At 63.8% G+C, this 20,307-nt stretch carries 18 protein-coding genes and 1 riboswitch; of the genes, 7 read left to right on the forward strand and 11 right to left on the reverse strand.

The annotated features are described in order from the left end of the window. Positions 1-30: 30 nt before the first annotated feature. Positions 31-579 carry a hypothetical protein gene (locus ISG32_RS24105; RefSeq protein WP_228530073.1) on the reverse strand — a complete coding sequence of 183 codons (549 nt, stop codon included), beginning with the start codon at positions 577-579 and terminating at the stop codon, positions 31-33. 199 nt (positions 580-778) lie between these two features. Continuing rightward, complete coding sequence (locus ISG32_RS24110) at positions 779-1,723, reverse strand: LysR family transcriptional regulator (protein ID WP_194773561.1); 945 nt, start codon at positions 1,721-1,723, stop codon at positions 779-781. Positions 1,724-1,977: 254 nt separating this feature from the next. On the opposite strand from ISG32_RS24110, the gene ISG32_RS24115 reads away from it, so the two are divergent. The 7 genes from ISG32_RS24115 (at position 1,978) to ISG32_RS24145 (ending at position 9,401) form a co-directional block, all read left to right on the forward strand. Further along, positions 1,978-2,676, forward strand: a complete 699-nt coding sequence (locus ISG32_RS24115; RefSeq protein ID WP_194773562.1) for a hydrolase — start codon at positions 1,978-1,980, stop codon at positions 2,674-2,676. An 83-nt stretch (positions 2,677-2,759) separates the two neighbouring features. After that, complete coding sequence (locus ISG32_RS24120; protein WP_194773563.1) at positions 2,760-3,044, forward strand: XapX domain-containing protein; 285 nt, start codon at positions 2,760-2,762, stop codon at positions 3,042-3,044. Between the two features lie 133 nt (positions 3,045-3,177). Next, positions 3,178-5,076: an amidohydrolase gene (locus ISG32_RS24125; protein ID WP_228530074.1), complete on the forward strand. Its 1,899-nt coding sequence runs from the start codon at positions 3,178-3,180 to the stop codon at positions 5,074-5,076. A gap of 46 nt (positions 5,077-5,122) precedes the next feature. Then, a complete protein-coding gene (locus ISG32_RS24130; RefSeq protein ID WP_407645091.1) occupies positions 5,123-5,566 on the forward strand; it encodes a DoxX family protein in 444 nt (147 codons plus the stop codon). Positions 5,567-5,676: 110 nt separating this feature from the next. Next, positions 5,677-6,363 carry a YoaK family protein gene (locus ISG32_RS24135; RefSeq protein WP_194773565.1) on the forward strand — a complete coding sequence of 229 codons (687 nt, stop codon included), beginning with the start codon at positions 5,677-5,679 and terminating at the stop codon, positions 6,361-6,363. A 247-nt stretch (positions 6,364-6,610) separates the two neighbouring features. After that, entirely contained in the window at positions 6,611-8,002 is a 1,392-nt protein-coding gene (locus ISG32_RS24140) for an RtcB family protein (protein WP_194773566.1), read from the forward strand. A 43-nt stretch (positions 8,003-8,045) separates the two neighbouring features. Further along, entirely contained in the window at positions 8,046-9,401 is a 1,356-nt protein-coding gene (locus tag ISG32_RS24145; protein ID WP_228530075.1) for a sensor domain-containing diguanylate cyclase, read from the forward strand. 7 nt (positions 9,402-9,408) lie between these two features. Here ISG32_RS24145 and ISG32_RS24150 read toward each other — a convergent pair whose 3' ends face one another. The 9 genes from ISG32_RS24150 to ISG32_RS24190 form a co-directional block, all read right to left on the reverse strand. Continuing rightward, positions 9,409-10,659, reverse strand: a complete 1,251-nt coding sequence (locus ISG32_RS24150) for a PepSY-associated TM helix domain-containing protein (RefSeq protein WP_194773567.1) — start codon at positions 10,657-10,659, stop codon at positions 9,409-9,411. Between the two features lie 11 nt (positions 10,660-10,670). Then, entirely contained in the window at positions 10,671-13,229 is a 2,559-nt protein-coding gene (locus ISG32_RS24155; RefSeq protein ID WP_194773568.1) for a TonB-dependent receptor, read from the reverse strand. A gap of 318 nt (positions 13,230-13,547) precedes the next feature. Continuing rightward, on the reverse strand, positions 13,548-14,501 hold the full coding sequence (locus ISG32_RS24160; RefSeq protein WP_194773569.1) for a FecR domain-containing protein: 954 nt from the start codon (positions 14,499-14,501) through the stop codon (positions 13,548-13,550). After that, a complete protein-coding gene (locus tag ISG32_RS24165) occupies positions 14,498-15,037 on the reverse strand; it encodes a sigma-70 family RNA polymerase sigma factor (RefSeq protein WP_407645090.1) in 540 nt (179 codons plus the stop codon). The genes ISG32_RS24160 and ISG32_RS24165 overlap by 4 nt, the downstream gene beginning before the upstream one ends. Positions 15,038-15,136: 99 nt before the next feature. Beyond that, positions 15,137-16,432, reverse strand: coding sequence for an OprD family outer membrane porin (locus tag ISG32_RS24170; RefSeq protein ID WP_228530077.1), 1,296 nt, complete (start codon positions 16,430-16,432; stop codon positions 15,137-15,139). A 70-nt stretch (positions 16,433-16,502) separates the two neighbouring features. Further along, on the reverse strand, positions 16,503-16,952 hold the full coding sequence (locus tag ISG32_RS24175) for a pseudoazurin (protein WP_194773571.1): 450 nt from the start codon (positions 16,950-16,952) through the stop codon (positions 16,503-16,505). Between the two features lie 14 nt (positions 16,953-16,966). Beyond that, positions 16,967-17,773, reverse strand: a complete 807-nt coding sequence (locus ISG32_RS24180) for an ABC transporter ATP-binding protein (protein WP_194773572.1) — start codon at positions 17,771-17,773, stop codon at positions 16,967-16,969. Beyond that, the gene (locus ISG32_RS24185) at positions 17,770-18,819 is read right to left on the reverse strand and encodes a FecCD family ABC transporter permease (protein WP_194773573.1); all 1,050 of its coding nucleotides are present in this window, start codon (positions 18,817-18,819) and stop codon (positions 17,770-17,772) included. The genes ISG32_RS24180 and ISG32_RS24185 overlap by 4 nt, the downstream gene beginning before the upstream one ends. A 48-nt stretch (positions 18,820-18,867) precedes the next feature. After that, positions 18,868-19,890: an ABC transporter substrate-binding protein gene (locus ISG32_RS24190; RefSeq protein WP_194773574.1), complete on the reverse strand. Its 1,023-nt coding sequence runs from the start codon at positions 19,888-19,890 to the stop codon at positions 18,868-18,870. Positions 19,891-20,035: 145 nt separating this feature from the next. Then, positions 20,036-20,261: riboswitch (cobalamin riboswitch) on the reverse strand. Positions 20,262-20,307 lie beyond the last annotated feature (46 nt).

The following is a 20,307-nucleotide window of genomic DNA, read 5'->3' on the forward strand; positions in this document are numbered from 1 at the left end:
TTGTCTCCCGTTGAAAGGAACGGTGCTGGCTTATTTCTGGGCGGCGGGCTGGAACAGCGACGCGTGGTTCGGAATCTGCGCGGCCATCTCGTCGCGGATGGCGGAGGCGGCGAGGAAATAGTCCTTTTCCGATTTCGTGTTGCCCTTGAACACGATCACCGTCAGGCCGATGTTCTGCCCGCTCTTGTCACGCAGAGGCAGCAGGTAGACGGACTTGGAGGGAGTCTCCTGACGGTTCCAGCGCGGATCCAGGATGGTGTAGCCCTTGGTCATCACGAGCACGTCGACTTCCGACGACATCTTTCCGATGCGCTCGGGGAACGTGCCCGCAAACGTCGTGTGAATGCCCTTGTGGCCCGTGGGCTCGCCCTGCAGCGTCAGGCTGAGCAGTTCTGGATGCTTGGCGAAGGTGTCGTCGACCAGCGCCTGGCTTGTCATCTTGTAGTTGGGCGCTGTCCAGTTCTTGAGCACCGGCACCGAGCCGATCGCCGCATTGCCTGTTCCCTGAGCACCGGCCGCGAGGCAGCTCAGGCCCAGCGCGGCGGCCATGACGATCTGTCGAAGATTGATTGTTTCCATATGCACTTTCATTTTTTGGAGAAGGTGCCCTATGGTCTTTTGCGTGCCTAAATCCGCGCTTAACGGCACATTACATTCCGTTCATCTTCGGCCTAGGGAAAACATGGAACGGAAAAAAATGATCTCGACGCGCGACGCGTTCGAAGCGCGCCGTGCGGATGGCCGCGCAGCGTTCTTGCGTCAGAGCGCGTTGACGATCTCAGGCGCCCGCTGAAGCGCTGAAGTCCCGCTGCAGCTCCGCCCAAGGCTCGTTCATGAACTGCTGCGCGGCATAGTCGATGAACGCCTGCACCCGGGCCGGGCGGATGCGGCCGGGCGGAGTCACGATGTGCAGCGCGATGGACTCCGCCTCCCAGCCGTCCATGGCGGTTTCGAGCGTGCCGTCGCGCAGTTCCTTCCACACCAGAAAAGCAGGCTGCAGCGCAAGGCCCAGACCCGCGAGGAGGGCGGGCTGCAGGGCTTCGGCGTTGTTGACCTGCAGCGGCGTGCTCATGGTCTGGCTGAACTCCCCCTGCATGGTGTGCCGGAATCGCCAGTGGTTGCCGCCGCGTGCGTAGCTGTACTGCAGGCCCCTGTGCCCGGCGAGTTCGCGCGGATGGGCGGGCTTGCCGTGGCGGGCGAAATAGTCGGGCGAGCCCACCAGCAGGATCTGCACCTTGCACAGCTGGCGCGCGAGCAGGCTGGAATCCATCAGGTTGGAGATGCGCAGGGCGAGATCGAAGCGGTCGCGGATCAGGTCCGTCTGCTCATCGCCGAAGTGCAGGTCCAGCTCGACATCCGGGTGCATCTTCATGAAGGCCGGCAGGATCGGGCTGAGCCGCGCGATGCCGAAGGACATGGGCGCGGAGATGCGGATGCGCCCCCGCAGGGTCGAGGCGCGGTCGATGATTTCGTCCTCGATGGCTTCGCCTTCCTGAAGGATGCGGGTGGCGCGTTCCAGCGCGGCCATGCCCGTGTCAGTCAGTGAAATGCGTCGGGAAGTTCTGTGGAAAAGATTGGCTTTCATCCTACTTTCCAGTCGGGTGATTGCCTTGGACACTGTGCCCTGCGAAAGCGACAGCTCCGACGCCGCCTTGGCGAACGAGCCCATCTCGGCCACTTTGGCGAAGACGGCCCAAGCCTCCAGATCAGGTAGTTTTTTCATGTGAATTGCCTGTTTTCCCGCGCCCTTGCGTGGTTCCAGCGTGATTTTCCGGCCTGTGGCGGCCCTGTTCCAACATCAAAAATGGAATGAATGAGTTTCCATAATTTCTATTTTCATCATAAGCCAATCTCCATAAACTTCGATCCATCGATTGAGCACATCAATGCCAATGGATGAACGAAGGCACGGATCCAACGCTCCGTTGTCCGACCGATTTTTCATCACCAAACCCTGAACTTGAAAGCTGACCGACCATGACCTCCAAGCAATACCGCGAAGTGCTGACCCCCGAAAACAGCCAGATCATCTTCATTGACCAGCAGCCACAGATGGCGTTCGGCGTGCAGTCGATCGACCGCCAGACGCTGAAGAACAACGTGGTGGGTCTGGCGAAGGCCGCGAAGGCGTTCAACATTCCGGCCACCATCACCACGGTGGAGACCGGATCGTTCTCGGGCCACACCTACCCCGAGCTGCTGGCGGTGTATCCAGAGAACAAGATTCTCGAGCGCTCGTCGATGAACTCCTGGGATGACCAGAACGTGCGCGATGCGCTGGCCGCCAATGTGGCCAAGGGCCGCAAGAAGATCATCGTCTCCGGCCTGTGGACCGAGGTGTGCAACACCACGTTCGCGCTCTCGGCGATGCACGATGCCGACTACGAGATCTACATGGTGGCCGACGCCTCAGGCGGCACCTCGCTTGACGCGCACAACTACGCCATGGACCGCATGGTGCAGGCCGGCGTGGTGCCGATGACCTGGCAGCAGGTGCTGCTGGAATGGCAGCGCGACTGGGCGAATCGCGGCACCTACGACGCGGTGATGGACATCGTGCGTGAACACTCCGGCGCTTACGGCATGGGCGTGGACTACGCCTACACCATGGTGCACAAGGCGCCCGAGCGCGTGACGCACGGCGCGACCATCGGCCCGAATCCTGCCAAGAAGTAAGCAGCTAGCCATCAGCGTTTTTTCCCGTGGCATGGTGCGCAGCCTCCGCGCACCACGCCATGCCCTCACGGAGTTGTCTCATCATGAAGTTGTATGTTTTGTCGCTCGGCGCGGGCCTTCTGGTCGGCGTGGTCTACAGCCTTCTGCAGGTGCGCTCACCGGCTCCGCCGCTGATTGCGCTGGTGGGCCTGATGGGCATTCTGGTGGGCGAGCAGATCGTTCCCGTGGGCAAGCAGCTGCTGCAGGGCAGCGCATTCAAGAGCGCCTGCGAACAGACCCACGCGACCACCCATGTGCTGGGGCAGCTGCCCGGCAAGCCGACGCAGCGGGCGAGCGTGAAGTCGCCGTCCGACGCGCCTTCCGCCTGAGCGTTCACCGATTCACAGGAGCCCATTCATGACCTCCCGCCGCAAAGTTCTGGGCGCCGCCACATCGCTTGCCGTCGGCAGCCTGTTGGGCTGCGCCAATGGCTCGCAAACATCTCGTCAAGGAGCATCGCGCATGTCCCAATCCACTCCAGAAGTCATCTTCTTCAACGGCCAGATCACCACGCTCGACAAGAGCCAGCCCATCGCGACGGCCGTCGCCATCAGTGAGGGACGGTTCGTCGCCGTGGGGAGCGACGAGGAGGTGCTCGCGCTTGCCGGCGACGGCACGCGCAAGGTGGACCTCAAGCGCAAGGGCGTGCTCCCCGGCCTGATCGACAACCACACCCATGTGGTGCGCGGTGGTCTGAACTACAACATGGAGCTGCGCTGGGACGGCGTGCGCTCCTTCGCCGACGCCATGGCCATGCTGCGCGCGCAGGTCGCCGTCACGCCCACGCCGCAATGGGTGCGCGTGGTCGGTGGGTTCACCGAAAACCAGTTCATCGATGAACGCCGACTGCCGACGGTCGCCGAGCTCAACGCCGTGGCGCCCGACACGCCGGTGTTCATCCTGCATCTCTACGACCGCGCGCTGCTCAACGCAGCGGCCCTGCGCGCCGTGGGTTACACCAAGGACACGCCCAACCCGCCGGGCGGCGAGATCGTGCGCGACGCCAATGGCAACCCCACCGGGCTGATGCTGGCCAAGCCCAACGCGACGATCCTCTATGCCACGCTGGCCAAGGGCCCCAAGCTTCCGTTCGAATACCAGGTCAACTCCACGCGCTACTTCATGCGCGAGCTCAATCGGCTCGGTGTGACCGGCGTGATCGACGCGGGCGGCGGCTCGCAGAACTATCCGGACGACTACGCGGTGGTGCAGCAGCTCGACAAGGAACAGAAGCTCACCGTGCGGCTGGCCTACAACCTGTTCACGCAGAAGCCCAAGGAAGAGAAGGAAGATTTCCTGAAGTGGGCGCAGGATGTCAAATACAAGCAGGGCAACGACTACTTCCGCCACAACGGCGCGGGCGAGATGCTGGTGTATTCCGCCGCCGACTTTGAAGATTTTCGCCAACCCCGCCCCGACATGCCGCCGGAGATGGAAGGCGAACTTGAGGGCGTGATCCGCGTGCTGGTGCAGAACAAATGGCCCTGGCGCCTGCACGCCACGTATGACGAAACCATCTCTCGCGCGCTCGACGTGTTTGAGAAGGTGCACCAGGAGACGCCGATCAACGGCCTGAACTGGTTCTTCGACCACGCCGAAACCATCTCCGACAAGTCGATAGACCGCATCGCGGCGCTGGGCGGAGGCATCGCCGTGCAGCATCGCATGGCCTACCAGGGCGAGTATTTCGTGGAGCGCTACGGCGCGCGTGCGGCCGAGGCGACGCCGCCGGTCAAGCGCATTCTGGAGAAGGGCGTCAAGGTCTCCGCAGGCACCGACGCGACGCGCGTGGCCTCGTACAACCCGTGGGTCTCGCTGTCGTGGATGATCACCGGAAAGACCGTGGGCGGCATGAATCTCTACCCGGAGCGCAACCTGCTTGACCGCGAAACGGCGCTGCGCATGTGGACCGAGAACGTCGCCTGGTTCAGCAACGAAGTGGGCCAGCGCGGGCGCATCGCCGTGGGCCAATTCGCCGACCTGATCGTGCCGAACAAGGACTTCTTCAAGATCCCCGAAGACGAGATCTCGTTCCTCACGTCGGACCTGACCGTGGTCGGCGGCCGCATCGTGTACGGCGCGGGCGACTTCACCTCGCTTGACGACAACGTGCTGCCGCCCGCGCTGCCCGACTGGTCGCCCACCAACACCTACCGTGGTTACGGCGCGTGGGGCCAGCCGGACGGTGCCGGCAAGAACTCGCTGCACCCCGCGCGCTATCAGGCGATTGCATCCTGCGGCTGCGCGAGCAACTGCGACATGCATGGTCATGACCATGCCCGCGCATGGGCCTCATCGGTGCCGACATCCGACCTCAAAGGATTCTTCGGCGCGCTGGGCTGCTCTTGCTGGATGGCCTGATTCAAGCGCACGTTTCCAACGCGCAGACGCCTCGTTTTCTGGAGAACTGATCGTGGCCACTTCCCCCCTCTCATTTGCAGACCGGCTGAGCGCCAAGGCGCGCCCATGGTTTCGCAGCGAAGCGATTCGCTTCATCGCCTACCTCGGCCTGTGCGCGGCATATCTGCAGGGGGGATTCAACAAGCTCACCGATTTCCCTGCGGCGGTCGGCGAAATGACCCACTTCGGCCTGACGCCGGCGCCCGTGTTCGCGGTACTCGTGATCGCGCTCGAGCTCGGCGCGTCGGCCATGATTCTGTTCGGCAAGCTGCGCTGGCTCGGCGCTCTGGCGCTCGCAGGCTTCACCTTGATGGCGACGTTTCTTGCACTGCGCTTCTGGGAGCTTCCCGTGGGGCCGGAGAGATTCGGGGCCGCCAACTCCTTCTTTGAGCACCTAGGACTGTGCGGCGCATTCCTTCTGGTCGCTTGGTACGACCTGCGTGACAAGTGAACGGCGAATGGGACGTGAACACAGACCGCCGACACCACCAGTACTGCCAATACCGCTCATACCACTGATACCGCCAAGCGAAGCGGATGCCCGAAGCCTGAGGAACCACCATGCAAGCGACGAAAACCAACACCTGGCTCACCCTGCTGCTGGGCTTCAACGCGGGGTATGTCGACACCGCCGGATTCCTGGCTCTGGCTGGGCTGTTCACGGCCCACGTCACCGGCAACTTCGTCACGCTGGGCGCCGCGCTGATCCACGGCACTTCCGGTGCCTGGCCCAAACTGGCGGCGCTGCCGGTGTTCTGTCTCATGGTGATGGTCACGCGCATCGCCAGCCACCGGCTGGTGGCCCGCAGGCAGGCACCCGTCAAATGTCTGATTCTGGTGAAAGTGGCGCTGCTCATCGCCGCTGCAGGCTTGATGGTGGCGTATGGACCGTTCGAGGACAGCAACGCCTGGCCCGCGTTTCTCGCCGGCATGCTGATGGTCGGCGCCATGGCCATGCAGAACGCGATGCAGCGCATCCACTTGAAGAGCACGCCGCCCTCCACGCTGATGACGGGCAACACCACGCAGGTGATGATGGACCTGACCGATCTGCTCAAGGGTGCGCAGGGCACGGCGCGCGAGCAGGCCGTAGCCCGGCTGAAAAGGATGCTGCCCGCCATCGCGGTGTTCGCAGTCGGCTGTGCGCTCGCGGCGCTGGCCTATGTGGGCCTGGGCATGTGGTGCTTCGCGCTGCCGCCGGTCGTCGCCGCGTTGGCGGTTCCATGGGCTTATGAAGAGGCGGCTTAGTACATCCCGTTCATGCTCGCTGAAGCTGCTTTGAAATGACCGTGGAGTAGCGGACAGCCAACACCGGCGCGAGGGGCTCGCGCAAAGACAGCGTCACGTTTCATGGCGATTCAAGAAACCCATTGAGCGGTTTGATGAATTTGCGCTTATACTGCGCCGACTCATCCTTCTTGATGCTGCTGCTCGAAGGTGCGAAGACCTCTCATGCAAAGGGAGTCGTTTCATCACGCATCTGTTTTTCAGCATCATGTCGAACTTTCCCCGACTAAAAAAAGCCCTGTCCCGTCAGGGCATCAACGTCTCGTTCCGAGACGGCATCTACGAGATCCACAACGAACAAGCCGCGGCCTCGATTCTGCTGCCGGCGAGCTTGCCACTTGAACAAAAGGCGGTGACCCAGCTGCTGGAGTTTGCCTCGGTGGCCGACCCCCATGGCCGCGGAGCCGTATGCAAGGCCTGCGCAACGCCGGACTTCCACCCGGGCAGCATCGCGCCGGTCGGGTCGGTGGTCGCCACATCGGCCGACTTCGTGATCCCCGCCGCCATTGGAACGGACATCAACTGCGGCATCCGCATCATGACCACAGGCCTCAGCCATGCTGAAGCCGAAGCGCACAAAAGCACCATCATCGCGAGACTCACCAGGGCGATCCTGCAGAACGGGCGCGACGTGCCGGTACGCAGCTCTGGGTTCAAGACCTTGTTCGACGCAGGACCTTCGGGCTTCATCGAGCAGCTGCCCGACCTCGGCATGTGGCGCGCGGTGGACCGCGACCGGCTGCATCGTGAATTGGCTGAATGTGTGGGCCTGCAGGATTTTCAGGGTGACTCCCGCTACGGACCGGACGCACTGATGCAGGAGCGCGAGATCGTTCGGCCGCCGTCCGCCGCGGATCTGGGCAGCGGCAATCACTTTCTCGAATTCAACATCGTCGACGAGATCTTCGATCGACATGCGGCCTACGCTGCGGGGTTGAAGAAGGGGGACGTTACCGTGATGATCCATACCGGCTCGCGCGACGTCGGATTCCATGTCGGCCGACGCTGGATCGACCTGGCGCGGCAGGAGTGGCCGCAGGGCCTCAAGCATCCCTCCCACGGCCTGTACGGACTCAGTGGCCCGCTGGCTGCGCAGTACATGAAGGCCATGGGCGTGGCCGCCCGCTACGCATGGTTCAACCGTATGGCTCTGGGCGAGATCGTCCGCCAGCAGTTGGCCGGAATCGCCGCACAAGATGCGTCTCGCCTGATCGTGGACGTGCCGCACAACGTGGTGATGCGCGAGGCCGAATTCAACGTGCATCGCAAGGGATCGACGCCAGCGCATGACGGCCAGTGGGCCCTGATTCCGGGATCGATGGGCGACCACTCCTATCTTGTCAAAGGTCTGGGCAATGAGGATTGGATCAGTTCGTGCAGCCACGGCGCGGGTCGGCAGGTCCGCCGTCAGGACACGCGGCGGATGAAGCGGGAGCTCGTGGATTCGGTCTGGCAATGCATCACCTTGCGCGAGGAACGTCTGATCGAGGAAGCGCCCAGCGCATACAAGCCAGTGGGACCGGTGCTGCAGGCGCAGGAAGAGGCGGGGCTGATCCGCGCCAGTGTGCGGCTCAAGCCCTGGCTGACGTTCAAGGCGTGAAGATGGAAGCGTGGCAACTTCATCGCCAGTTCGGAAGTGGCCCTTGAAGCATGTATCTTTTCGTACTGAATTGATTGAAAATACACCGGTGAGTTCAGTCAGCCCGCCCACTTCCACGGACCTTCTCTTGCAGCAGCCGCAGATGCGGCTGTTGCTGTCAGCGGCGATTCGTCAGTCGAGCAATGCGTTGATGATCACCAACGCCGACCTGGCGGGCGAGGGGCCGGTGATCGAGTTCTGCAATTCGGCGCTTTGTGAGATGACGGGGTATGCCGAGTCCGAGCTGATCGGTCGCTCGCCCCGGATGCTGCAGGGGCCGCTGACCGACCGGAAGGTGCTGGACGAGCTGCGCGCGTGTCTGGAGACGGGGCGTGATTTTGCGGGCGTGGCGCTGAATTACCGCAAGAACGGTTCGACCTATTGGCTGGAGTGGAACATCTCCCCTGTCAGAAGCGAGGGCGGAGAGATCTCGCATTTTGTCTCCGTACAGCGCGACATCTCGGACCGGGTGCATGCAGAGCAGGAGCGCGGGCTTCTGGCGCAGGCCCTGAATTCCAGCAACGACGCGGTTCTGGTGACGGACCGCTGGTTTGGGATCGTGTTCGTCAATCAGGCGTTCGAGCAGATGTCGGGCTACAGCGCCAGCGAGTTGCTCGGGAAGACGCCCATGTCGACCCTGCGCAGCGGCGCGCATGAGCCGGCGTTCTATGACCGCCTGAAAGCGGCGCTGGACAAGGGGGATGATTTTCGGGCGACGTTCATCAACCGGCACAAGAACGGCGGCGAGTATTACGCGGAGCAGAGCATTGCGGCGCTGCGCGATGGTGAGGGGCAGGTCACTCACTACGTCTGCATCTCCAAGGACATCACGACGCTGGTCCAGCGCGAGAACCTCCTCAAGGAGCAGGCGACGCGCGACCGCCTGACCAGTCTGCTGAACCGGCACGCGGGAGAAGTGGCGCTGCAGCGCTGTCAGAGCCATGCGCTGGAAACCGGCACGGCTTACGGACTGATCATCGCGGATGTCGATTTTTTCAAGCGGATCAACGATGAGCACGGCCACCTTGCCGGTGACCGCGTGCTCAAGCTGGTGGCCAAGGTTCTGCAGGATGGCGTCGGCGCTTCGGGCGATGTGGTGCGCTGGGGCGGCGAGGAATTTCTGATCATCGTCGGTGCCGTTGCGTCGTCGCGTGATGCGGTGGAACTGGCCGAACGGGTGCGCGCTGCGGTGGCCGCCTGCGCCGACCCGGCCGTGGGGCATTTCACGCTGTCGCTGGGCGTTGCCAGCTGGTCGGAGCGCGAGAGTGCCGACGCCGTGCTCTTGCGTGCCGACCGTGCGCTGTACCGGGCGAAGCACGCCGGCAGAAACCGCGTCGTGCTGGATGGGCCGGAGCAGTAGCCGGTTTTCAGCGCTTGGATTCGGGGCGTGAAGGCGTCCGGGTTCGTTTCAGCCAGCGCAGCAGTCCGGTGATGCTCAGCAGCACGATCATCCCACCGCTTGCGGCGATGAGCAGGCGGCCGCCGAGGCCGAACACCTTTCCGGAATGCACGGGATAGAGCCAGACCAGAAACCGGTCCGCGCCGGTGCCGCTTGCATAGCCGAACTGCGCGCGCAGTTGTCCCGATCGGTCGTCGATGAAAATCTGCTCGTAACGCACGCGCAACGCCAAGGAGCGAAAGCCGTTTTCCTTGAACGCCACCCGGTAGACGCCGCGCGCGGGGATATGGCTCACGTACCAGGGCGCATAGTCCTTCGCGGCATCGGGCAGCTGCTCTTGGGCGAGGGCGATGCCGTCTTCCGGCGACAGACGCGGCAGCGGATCGACGCGCGGCGCGGGCGCGGATGCGGGTGCGGTTGGCAGGGTCGTCAACGGATGGGCCGTGACCTTGCCGAAAAGACTCACCAGCGGTTTGAACAGCTCGTTGCCCAAGCTGAGGTAGATGGCGCTGAAGGCCACGCTTATGCTCACCGCCAGCAGCCACAGTCCGGTGGCGCGGTGCAGGTCGTTGATGAGCCGGAAACCGCCGGTGCCGCGCTTGATTTTCCACGCGGGTTTCCAGCGTTCGAGAAAGCCCGGAGACGGCGTTGTTGTGGCGGACGGGCGGGCTTTTCGCAGACGGGCGGGCAGCGTGAGATACACGCCGGAGAGCGACAGAAACAGCCAGACCAGCGCCACCGATCCGAGCAGCCAGTTGCCCCAGCGGCCCGGCAGCGTGAGCGTGCGGTGAAAGCGGTTCAGCCACGGCATGAAATGCGCGCGATCGCCCTTCCATTGCCCCCACTTGCGGGTGCCGAGGATGGTGCCCGTACCCGGGTCCACCAGCGCGCGGTCGAAATCCAGCACCGCCTTGGAAGCCCGACCGCCTGGGCTGTCGGTGCCGCGCGCGGCGACCTGCACCTCGATGGCCTGCCCTGCTTTTCCGTCCAGCGGCAACTGGGTCACGCTGATGCGCGGGTCCTGGGCTTCGATCCGCTCGATCAGAGCGCTGGCCGTCATCACCGGCGCTGTGCTGGCGGTGCAAAAGAGCTGAGGATTGAGCCAGGCGTCGATTTCATGCTCGAACGCGAGCAGGCTGCCGGTGGCGCCGCTGACGACGAGAAAAAGGCAGATCGCGAGGCCGCACCAGCGGTGCAGGCTGCGCAGCAGACCACGCATGCGCCGGCTGCTTACCAGGTGTGCGCGTAGCTCACGCGCAGTGCGGCTCCGGCGGCGGGCAGGTGGCTGGTATTGTTGTTGTTGCGAAGCAGCTGGCTGTACAGCGGGTAGTACTTGCGATTGAACAGGTTCTCGATGCCGACGGAAACGCGATTTTTGGGATCGATCTTCCATTGCGAGATAAGGTCCACCGTGGTGTAGCCACTCGCGTCATACCGGCCGAAGCTGGTCTTGCCGTTCAGACGGTAGTCCTTCGAGGAAAAGGACGTGGCCTGCAGGCGATGGTTCCAGCGGGTGCTGGGGCGGTACTCGACGTAGGCCGTCAGTTTGAGCGGAGGGATGCGGTAGCCGGTCATGTCCTGATAGCTGCTTGCGCCCTGTGGCAGTTCGCGGCCCTTCATCCAGGTGAAGCTGCCGCCGACGCTCCAGTGGTCGTCATCGCTGAAGTAGTCCACATTGCCTTCAAGACCAATGACCTTTTCCTTGGTGCGCAGCAGGCTCAGGCCATTGTTGAAGCTCTGCACGGCCCCCAGATCGGATTGCGACTGGAACGCGCTGAGGCCGCTTTGCACATTGCTGAACTTGCCGCGCCAGCCGATTTCGTAGGTGTTGGTCTTCACCGCCTGCAGATTGGAATTGCCAAGGTTGAAACTCGGCGTGGCATTGCGCACCACGATGCCGATGTCCGGCAGCTCGAAGCCCTGGCTGTAGGACGCGTAGAGTTCCTGGCCCTTGCTGAGACTGAGCACCGAGCCCAGATTGAAGCTCCACGAGCCGTAGTTCACCGTGCCGCCTCGGACCATCTGGGGGCTGGCCGCGCGTGATTGCGACAACGGGGTGAAATCGTTGAAGCTGGCCCGCGCGCGGTCGTAGCGCGCGCCGCCTTCGAGTGACCACTGGTCGCTGAACTTGTGCTGCAGTTGCGCAAAGGCGCCCATGCTGCGCGTGGTGACCTCCGGCATGTAGATCATTCGGCCTGTCTTGTTGAACACCAGGCCGCCGCTGGCGTCATAGGCCACGGGGTCGAAGATGTCGATCGGCATGTCGGTGCGTTCGTGGTTGAAGTCGGCACCCCAGATCAGCAGCGATTTCTTTTCCTCGCCGAGCGGTGTCTTGATGGTCAGGCGGCCGCCGAACACATTGGAGTTCTGCATGGCCTGATCGATGTTGGCGCCGCGAACCGGCACGGCGCGGGCGTCGAACGGCGCGAAGCGGGTGAAGAAATCGCGGTAGTACAGCTGGGCGGCCAGCGTGCTGCCCGCGATGTTGCGGTTTTCATAGTCCAGACCCAGCATGGTGTTCTTGATCTGGTTCTGATCGGCCAGTTGCAGACCCTTGATCGGGCGCGCGGCCACGGACCCGGCGGGCAGCTTGGCGACCGACGGGTCGGAAGCGTAGTCGGTGCTCTGCTGCGCGTCGTAGCGGCTCGCGGAGATTTGGATGCGCTGGTCGGCGTCGAGCTTGAAGCCCACCTTGGCAGCGGCGTTGTAGATGTTGGAGTCGAACATGTCGCCCTGGCTCGGCTCGGGCGCGATGCGGTGGCCGTTGGCGTCGAACGAGGCGCCGACGTGCTTGGCGCCGAGGCTCACCGAGTAGTCGACCACCTCGCCTCCACCGGAGAGGTAGTGCTGCACCTCGCCGCCCAGCCCTGCGGCGCGCAGCTTGGACAGGGGCGCGACGCCGGTCACGACCGTTTCCGCGCGCGTTTCGCCGGACGGGCGCTTGGTGCGGATCGAGACGATGCCACCCGCCGCGCCACTGCCGTAGATCGCGCTGCTGCCGCGCAGCACTTCCACTTGTTCGATGTCTGCGGCGCTGATGTTGGCGAGGTTTCTCGACGAATCGCGATTGGTGTTCAGCGGAATGCCGTCCACCAGCACCAGCATGTTGCGCCCGCGCAGGGTCTGGCCGTAGTCGGTGATCGTGTGGCTGGAGTCGGCCATGCCCGGCACCACTTTGCTGAGCACCGTGGCGAGGCTGTCGGAGCCCTGGCGCAGCTGCTCGATCTGTTCGCTCTCCAGAATCGTCACCTGACGCGCCGGGGCGGTCAGATTGTTCTGGGTGCGTGCGGTGACCGTGACAGCGGCCAGTTCCGGCGCGTCGGCGGAGGTCATCGCGGGTGCCGCGCTCGCTGTCGGCGCGATGGGAGCCACCGTGTTGGAAGACGTCTTGGGTGCGGCGGTCTCGAGCGTGTAGTTGAGCTTGCCGACGTGGCGCACGCGTAGCGCGGTCTTGTCGAGAAGCCGTGCGAATCCGCCATCGACCGAATGCGCGCCGGACAGCCCGTCCGTCGTGAGGCCGCTGAGCTTGTCGAGATCGACGCTCAGATTCACGCCCGCCTGCCCCGCGAACTGGATCAGCGCGGGGCCGAGCGGACCGGCTGCGATCGCATAGGACTTGTGGGCTGCGGCACTGGTGGCATCCGCCGACTGCGCAAGCGCCCACTGCGGCTGCAGGGCCGCGACCCCGAACAGCGCCACCAGCGCGCCGCGCACGGCCAGATGGGTGGCCGTGGGGCGATGCTTTCTCTGGGCGGAAGTTGCAGTGGGATGGGCGCTGGGTTGGTGCATGGCTAGGGATCCTCGGGAATCAATGTGTGTACTTGAAGCACATGTCAGGCGAGATCCGAAAACCGGACAGCTTTCGAGCAACTGTTACAAATTAGTGGCCGATGCCGCTGTGCGCCGTCCGCAGCGCGTGAAACTGGCACGACATAGGCGACGGCTGCAGCAAATCGATTCAGGGAAATTTGCAGTGACCCGTGCCCCATGCAACCGGCGCGGCCCAGACGAGAGCAGCCGCGCAAGGGCCGCCCCGCCGCGCTGGCTGCGTCCCCCTCCCGCGAAGCGAGAGAGGGGGAAGGCGCGAAGCGCCTCAGGGGGTGAAATTTATCTGCGGGCCACGCGCACCCACCAGCGTGTGCGTTCGTGGAGCTTCACCGGCAGCGACTGGGTCAGCAGTTCGAGCACGCTGTCCGTGTCCTGCACTTGGAACGCACCGGACACGCGCAGGTCGGCGGCGTTGGGGTCGCACTGCAGGACACCTTCGCGGTAGCGCGCGAGCTCCTGCAGAAAATCGGCCAGCCGCATGTTGTTGGCGTACAGAATGCCCTGCGTCCACGACGGTGCTTCGGGCGATGCGGCAGTCACCGGCTGGATGGCGCGGCTGTCGAAGCGCGTGCGTTCACCGGCGCGCACCACCACGGTGTCGCCGGATTCGTCCGGCGTGATCTTGACGGCGCCCTGCAGCACAGTGAGTTCCGTGTGGCGTTCGTGCTTGCGAACGACGAAGCGCGTGCCCAGCGCCTGCATTTGGCCTTCATCCGTGCGTACGATGAAAGGCGGCGCGTTGCTGTCGGCGGGATGCGCCGTCTCCACCAGGATCTCGCCCGCGTATTGGCGCAGCAGCCGGGATTCGGCGGTGAACACCGCGTTGACCGACGTGCCGGTGTTGAGTGTCAGCCTGCTGCCGTCGGCCAGCTGGATGCTGCGGCTCTCGCCCTTGGCGGTGCGGAACTCCGCATTCCACATGTCCCACGGCAGATTGCGGTAGGCGAGCCAGCCCAGCGTCGGCGCGAAGAGGGCCAGCGCGGCCGTCCGCAAGACTTGCCTGCGGGCGGACAGCGGACGCGGGCGACCGAGCGTCGACATGCCAAGGCCTTTGGGGATGGCGTCGAACTGCTGCTTCAGCGCCTGCGCGCGCTGCCACATCTGCTCATGCTCGGCGCTTTGCTGGCGCCAGCGATCAAGCGCGGCCTGATCGGCTGCGGAGAAGTTCGACGCCCCCTGCCGGGTGACCCAGTGCACGGCTTCGTCAATGATGCTCGCGGTCTTGCGCGTCATGCAGCGCACTCTGTCGAATTCAGCCTCGCGCACAGGCATTGCTTGAAGCCCTGCGCGATGTAGCGGGTGACGGTGCGCAGACTGACCTGCAACTGCGCCGCGATCTCCTCGTACGCAAGCCCGTCGAGCTGCGCGAGCAGGAACGCGGTGCGGACCTTGTCCGGCAGCGCATGGAGCAGGGCGTCAAGTTCCAGCAGCGTCTCGAGCAGAATGGCCTGATCTTCGACGGACATGGTCGCCGCCTCGGGCAACTGCTGCAAGGACTCGAGGTAGGCCCGCTCCAGCGAGCGGCGCTCCAGGTGATTGGCCAGCATGCGCTTGGCCATGGTGGTCAGATAGGCGCGCGGCTCGCGGATCTCCTCGAGGGCCTGTGACGCCCGCATCTTCCACATGCGCATGAAGACGTCCTGCGCGATGTCCGCCGCGTCCCCGCCGTGACCGAGCCTGCGATGCAGCCACGAGAGCAGCCATGGGTTGTGCTGCACGTACATGCTGCCGAGCGTGTGGCTTGCAGAGTGGTCGGCAGGTGAGATCACGGCGGGTCCTCGGGTTGATCGGGCTGGGTTCAACCTTTTATTTTACATAAATGATATCTATTCTCATTAAAACCCCGAAGAGGACGCAGCCTTGCACGCTCAGAAGATGGTCATCGGCATCTCCGCGAGCAGTCTGATTTGATCCATGTTGGATTCGCCCTGCGCCTTGTTCACGCGGTGAACGCCGTAACGCAGCTGCAGCGACAGGCCTTTGGACCATCCCTCCTGAACCACGTAGCGCATGACCATGTCGCGTTCCCAATGTTTGCCCTGTGTGCCGCTGTAGCCGAGGTAGTTGGCGTAGACGGTGTTGAGGCGGCTGTTGTCTATGCCCGATCCTCGTGTGTAGGCCACGCCTGCGCTGAGGCCGGGCGTCACGAGTGCGCCGAGGTCCACGTCGTACTTGAGCTGCCAGGAGGCCTCACGCGGGCCGTTGAAATCGGAGAGCTGCATGGCGTTTTCGAGCCAGATGGAGCCACGGTTGGCGTAGTCGAACGGGTTGTCGCCGTTGACCTGCTGGTAGCCAAGGCCGAGCGTGTGCGGGCCGAAGGCGTAGGCGCTCATCAGGCTCCAGGTTGTGGTGTCGAGCGCGCCGGACTTCGCTTTTCCGGTGTCGCGGCTGCTGTACAAATTCAGGCTGAACGACAGCGCCTTCTTGTCTGCAATGGGTAGTTTGTAGAAGCTGCCGAGATACCAGGTTTTCCAGTTGTCTTCGTATTCACCCCAATAACCCGTGAGCGAGAGGTTTCGGAGAGGCGTGTTCCAGGTGCCTCCGGCAAACAGGAAAGAATCGCCGCTGGCGCCGGAGTAGTTGGCCTGCAGCCTGTTGCCGTTCTTGCGGGCGCTGCGATCGGCCCATGCCGTGAAGCGTCCGGCCTGCAGCGCCAGCGTGGGAATGTCGGCGCTGGTGATGAGCCAGCCCCGGTTGGTTTCCGGCAGCAGACGGGTATCGGACGAACTGAAGATCGGGTTCTTGGTGCGCATCTCTCCCCATTTGAATTCCGTGGAAGAAACGCGTGCCTTGAGCGCACCGCCCATGCGGCCGAAGCTGTCGGGGATGGCCAACCCATCCTTGGCGACATAGCGTGGTGTGGAGCGGGCGGAGTCGGCATCTGTTCCCAGATTGACGGCACCGTATGCGTGGGCATCCACGCCGAATCCGATGGGTCCGCGTGTGTAGCCCGACTGGAAGTTGAGCATCAGGCCATAGGCGCTTTCGCGCGCCTGTGTCTTTCCGCGTTCGCCGTTGGCCGCGCGAAAACTGCTGCCATTCTGGTAGTCCAGCCGCTCGAAGACATAGCGGTTGAGCAGGTTCAGGTGGCTGCCTTCGAGGAAGCCCTTGGCATTGTCCTGTGCGGCCAGCGCGGTGTTGCCACTGCAACTGATGGTAGCCATCAACGCGGCGAGGAGGGGACTTTGGAGTTTCATTCTGAGGGGCGCAGGAGGCGAGGAAGCGGCGTACCGCTCAGTGGGCAGACGCTGCGCGCGACGCGATCGCCTGGAAGCGCTGCCGCGCCTGATCCGGCGCTTCGCCCGGAATGGACATCGCGGACAACGGCGCATCACCCACCTGAATGAGCATCACCATGCCCATGGCGTAGTGGGGCGAGCACTTGATGCCGTAGACGCCCTTCTCGTTCAGGGTGATCTCGATCTCTTCGTTGATCTTGCCGACGAAAGCAGCGGCGTTGGCGGGCAGCATGCCTTCCACGGTGGCCGCGTTGTGGCCGGTGCTGGAAGCCAGATACTTGACGGTGTCACCCGGTGCGATCTTCAGCAGCTCCGGCTCATAGGACATGGCGCCATGTGGCCCGCGATTGAGCATTTTGACTTCGAAGGTTTCGGCAAAAGCGGCGGTGGCCAGGCCCATGCTGAGAAGGGTCGCGGCCAGTCGGGTGATGGTTCGTGTGGGCATGATGGGCCTTGAATTCAAAGTGAAGGAATGGGCTTGAAGCGCAGCCATGTCGATCCGTCCTCGGGGTCGGTCAGCGCGGTGATGTGCACCTGAAAAACCTGCTCGAGCAACTGAGCGGTGAGGACTTCCGCCGGAGGTCCCAGCGCGACCAGCTTGCCCGCGCACATGACGGCGAGCCGATCGCAGGCCATTGCCTGGTTGAGATCGTGCAGCGCGACGATCCGGGTGATCGGCCATTGGCGGATCAGCTGCATCAATGACAATTGCTGGTGCACGTCGAGATGGTTGGTGGGTTCGTCAAGCAGCAGCACCCGTGGCGTCTGGGCAAGAGCGCGGGCGATGTGCACGCGCTGGCGCTCGCCTCCCGAGAGCGTGTGCCATGTGCCGTCGGCTTTGGCCCCCATGCCAACCGCATTCAGGGCGTCATCGACGATGCGGTGGTCGTCGGCCTGAAACGGTTGCAGCGCCGACAGCCACGGCGTGCGGCCCAGTTCGACAGCGTCTCTGACGGTGATGGCGTCCTGCGTCTCGGCCAGTTGCGATACGAAGGCGAGATGTCGCGCTATGTCGCGCTGGCGCAGTTCCGTCAGCGGCCGCTGGTGCAAGCGCACGCTGCCGTCATGCGGCCTGGTGACGCCGCATAGCATGCGCAGCAGACTCGATTTGCCGGACCCGTTGGGGCCGATCAGTCCCAGCAGCTCACCCTCGTGAATTGAAAGCGAGACCTGCTCGACGATGCGAACATGCCTTGCACGCAGGCTGACGTCGATGGCCTCAAGCACCACGGAGGCTCCAGTGGAGGGATTGCGCGTTGAAGTCATGCGCGTCCTCCGCGTCCTTTGAGCAGGATGCATGCGAAGACTGGAGCACCCACCAGCGCGGTGATCACGCCGATGGGCAGCACCTGTCCCGGAATCATGGTGCGCGAAAGCACATCCGCGGCGATCAGAAAGATGGCACCCATGAGCGCACTGGCAGGAATGAGGTGACGGTGGCGCACGCCCACAAGCAGGCGTGCCGCGTGGGGAATGACGAGGCCGACGAAGCCGATGGCGCCGACGATGGAAACCATCACGGCCGTGATCAGCGCGGCGGCCAGAAGCAGCACGATCTGGACCCGGCGCACCGGCACGCCCAGCGCCGATGCCGATTCCGCGCCGAAGGTGAAGGCGTCGAGCGCGCGTGCATGCAGCAGGCAGATGAGCAGACCGGCCAGCGCCATCGATGCAGTCAGCCAGGTGTCGGGCCAGCGCACGCCGCTGAGATTGCCCAGCAGCCAGAACATGATGCCGCGCGCCTGCTCGGCGCTGCCGGACTTGGTGATGATCAGCGAGGTGAGGGCGTTGAACAGCTGCGATCCGGCGATGCCCGCGAGCACGATCTGCCCGCTGTTGCGCAGCCCGCCGCCGCCCGCCGCATGCGCCAGCAGCGCGACCAGCGCGAACGCACAGACCGCGCCGAAGAAGGCACCGGTCGTCATCGAGATGGCACCGGCTCCCAGACCCGCGACGGACACCAGCACCGCGCCGGTGGACGCACCGGCGGATATGCCCAGAAGATAGGGTTCGGCCAGAGCATTGCGCAGCAGGGATTGAAGAATCACGCCCGCAATCGCCAAACCCGCGCCGCAGCTGGCCGCCACCAGAGCGCGCGGCAGCCGGTAGTTCCACACGATGCCCTGGGTGATGGGGTCGAGCGCATGCTGGCCGCCCAGAAGCTTGTTCGACAGCACCTGCAGCACGGTGGTCGCCGAGATGTCCGTTTCGCCGATGGCGATGCCCAGCGCGATGGAGACGGTGATGAGCAGCACCGGCGCCATCGTTATCGAGCCAAGGCGCAGCCAGCCGCCGGCCGAACACAATCGCATGCGTGGTTCCTCGTGTTGAATGCGGTTGGAATTGGAGAAGAGGCGCGCCTATTTGCCAGCGTTCTCGAGCACGAGCACCGCATCGGCGATCTGCTCCATGCCGTCGACCATGCGGATCGATCCCTGCAGCGCGTCGGCGTCGACGATGACGATGCGGCTGTTCTTCACCGCGTCCATGTGCTGGGCGACGGGGTCCTTTTTGAGGAACTCGAGTTTCTTCTGATAGTCATCGGCGGGGAAACGGCGGCGATCCATGCGCGCGATGATGAGCACCGACGGGTTGGCTCTGGCGATGGTTTCCCAGCCCACGGTGGGCCATTCTTCGGCGGAGGTCACGATGTTGCGCAGGCCGAGCGACTGCATCATGTAGCCCGCGACGCCCTTCTGGCCCGCCATGTAGGGGTCGATGGCGAGGTCGGCGCTCGAGAACCAGAGCGCGGCCGAGAGGCTCTGGAGTCTGGCCGACGCCACCTTGGAGATGGCCTTCGATTGACGCTGCTGGAGGTCCTTGACCAGCGCATCGCCCTTGGCTTCGACGTCGAAGATCTGAGACAGCTGGCGCACGCTCTTGTAGAGCGCCTGCACGTCATACGATGCGGTGCGGGTGCCGTCCGCGCCGCTCAGGTTGTTCTTGCCTTCGCAGTCCGACGGCATGGCATAGGTGGCGATATGCAGGTCGTGAAACTGCTCGCGCGTGCCGACTGCGCCGTCCTTGCCGACCATCCATTCAAACTGCGACACGAGCAGGGCGGGGCGCTTACCGATGACGGATTCAAAACTCGGTGCATTGTCCGAAAGGCGTGGCACCTTGTCGTTGACCGCCTTGAACCGCTGCTGCACCGGATTGAACCAGAGCGCCGTGCCGACGACTTTGGAGCCCAGCCCCAGCGCATAGAGCATCTCGGTGCCGGCCTGACCGATGGTGACTGCGGAAGCGGGGGGCTTGTCGAATTTGACGGCGTAGCCGCAGTTCTGCACTTCCACCGGATACTGGGTGGCTTGCGCCGCCATGGGAGAGACGACGGCAACGGCGGCGACGAGCGAGGTGGCAAACAAAGTTTGAATCGACATCAGAATCTTCCTTTCGGTCCGGCCGAAAAGGGATCTGAAAGCGAAGCGCGCCACATGCCGATGGGCCCGCAAGTGCGCGAGGTAGCGCGTGTGCCAGCCGGAAGGGGAGAGGTACTGCTCACTTCCCGGACACCCCGCCGGCAATGAATAGGTGGTACTTGAGGCAGGTCTCCTGACTGACAAATCCTCGCTGCGCCATCGCCTTCCCGAACGCGTGTTCAGTGGCTTCTTTGATGGCGTGCTCATTGCCTACAGTTGCGGGGGCAGTTCCATTTCGCGGATCGCGCCTGAAGGGCTCGATCGATGGATTCCCTCATGCACGGGCGACCGCCGATGCACGTCCTTGCGGAACCAAAAGATGCGTTAATGTAGCCCATTTCACAGCGTCTCGCGGCGGTGACGCTGGAGCTGACCGTA

The sequence above is a fragment of the Diaphorobacter caeni genome (assembly GCF_015354245.1).
In the GTDB taxonomy this organism is placed as follows: domain Bacteria; phylum Pseudomonadota; class Gammaproteobacteria; order Burkholderiales; family Burkholderiaceae_C; genus Diaphorobacter_A; species Diaphorobacter_A caeni.

Coding starts and splice junctions, on each gene's coding strand:
- ISG32_RS24105 (WP_228530073.1), bottom strand. CDS start 579: ATGGAAACAATCAATCTTCGACAGATCGTCATGGCCGCCGCGCTGGGC.
- ISG32_RS24110 (WP_194773561.1), bottom strand. CDS start 1,723: ATGAAAAAACTACCTGATCTGGAGGCTTGGGCCGTCTTCGCCAAAGTG.
- ISG32_RS24115 (WP_194773562.1), top strand. CDS start 1,978: ATGACCTCCAAGCAATACCGCGAAGTGCTGACCCCCGAAAACAGCCAG.
- ISG32_RS24120 (WP_194773563.1), top strand. CDS start 2,760: ATGAAGTTGTATGTTTTGTCGCTCGGCGCGGGCCTTCTGGTCGGCGTG.
- ISG32_RS24125 (WP_228530074.1), top strand. CDS start 3,178: ATGTCCCAATCCACTCCAGAAGTCATCTTCTTCAACGGCCAGATCACC.
- ISG32_RS24135 (WP_194773565.1), top strand. CDS start 5,677: ATGCAAGCGACGAAAACCAACACCTGGCTCACCCTGCTGCTGGGCTTC.
- ISG32_RS24140 (WP_194773566.1), top strand. CDS start 6,611: ATGTCGAACTTTCCCCGACTAAAAAAAGCCCTGTCCCGTCAGGGCATC.
- ISG32_RS24150 (WP_194773567.1), bottom strand. CDS start 10,659: ATGCGTGGTCTGCTGCGCAGCCTGCACCGCTGGTGCGGCCTCGCGATC.
- ISG32_RS24155 (WP_194773568.1), bottom strand. CDS start 13,229: ATGCACCAACCCAGCGCCCATCCCACTGCAACTTCCGCCCAGAGAAAG.
- ISG32_RS24160 (WP_194773569.1), bottom strand. CDS start 14,501: ATGACGCGCAAGACCGCGAGCATCATTGACGAAGCCGTGCACTGGGTC.
- ISG32_RS24170 (WP_228530077.1), bottom strand. CDS start 16,432: ATGGCTACCATCAGTTGCAGTGGCAACACCGCGCTGGCCGCACAGGAC.
- ISG32_RS24175 (WP_194773571.1), bottom strand. CDS start 16,952: ATGCCCACACGAACCATCACCCGACTGGCCGCGACCCTTCTCAGCATG.
- ISG32_RS24180 (WP_194773572.1), bottom strand. CDS start 17,773: ATGACTTCAACGCGCAATCCCTCCACTGGAGCCTCCGTGGTGCTTGAG.
- ISG32_RS24185 (WP_194773573.1), bottom strand. CDS start 18,819: ATGCGATTGTGTTCGGCCGGCGGCTGGCTGCGCCTTGGCTCGATAACG.
- ISG32_RS24190 (WP_194773574.1), bottom strand. CDS start 19,890: ATGTCGATTCAAACTTTGTTTGCCACCTCGCTCGTCGCCGCCGTTGCC.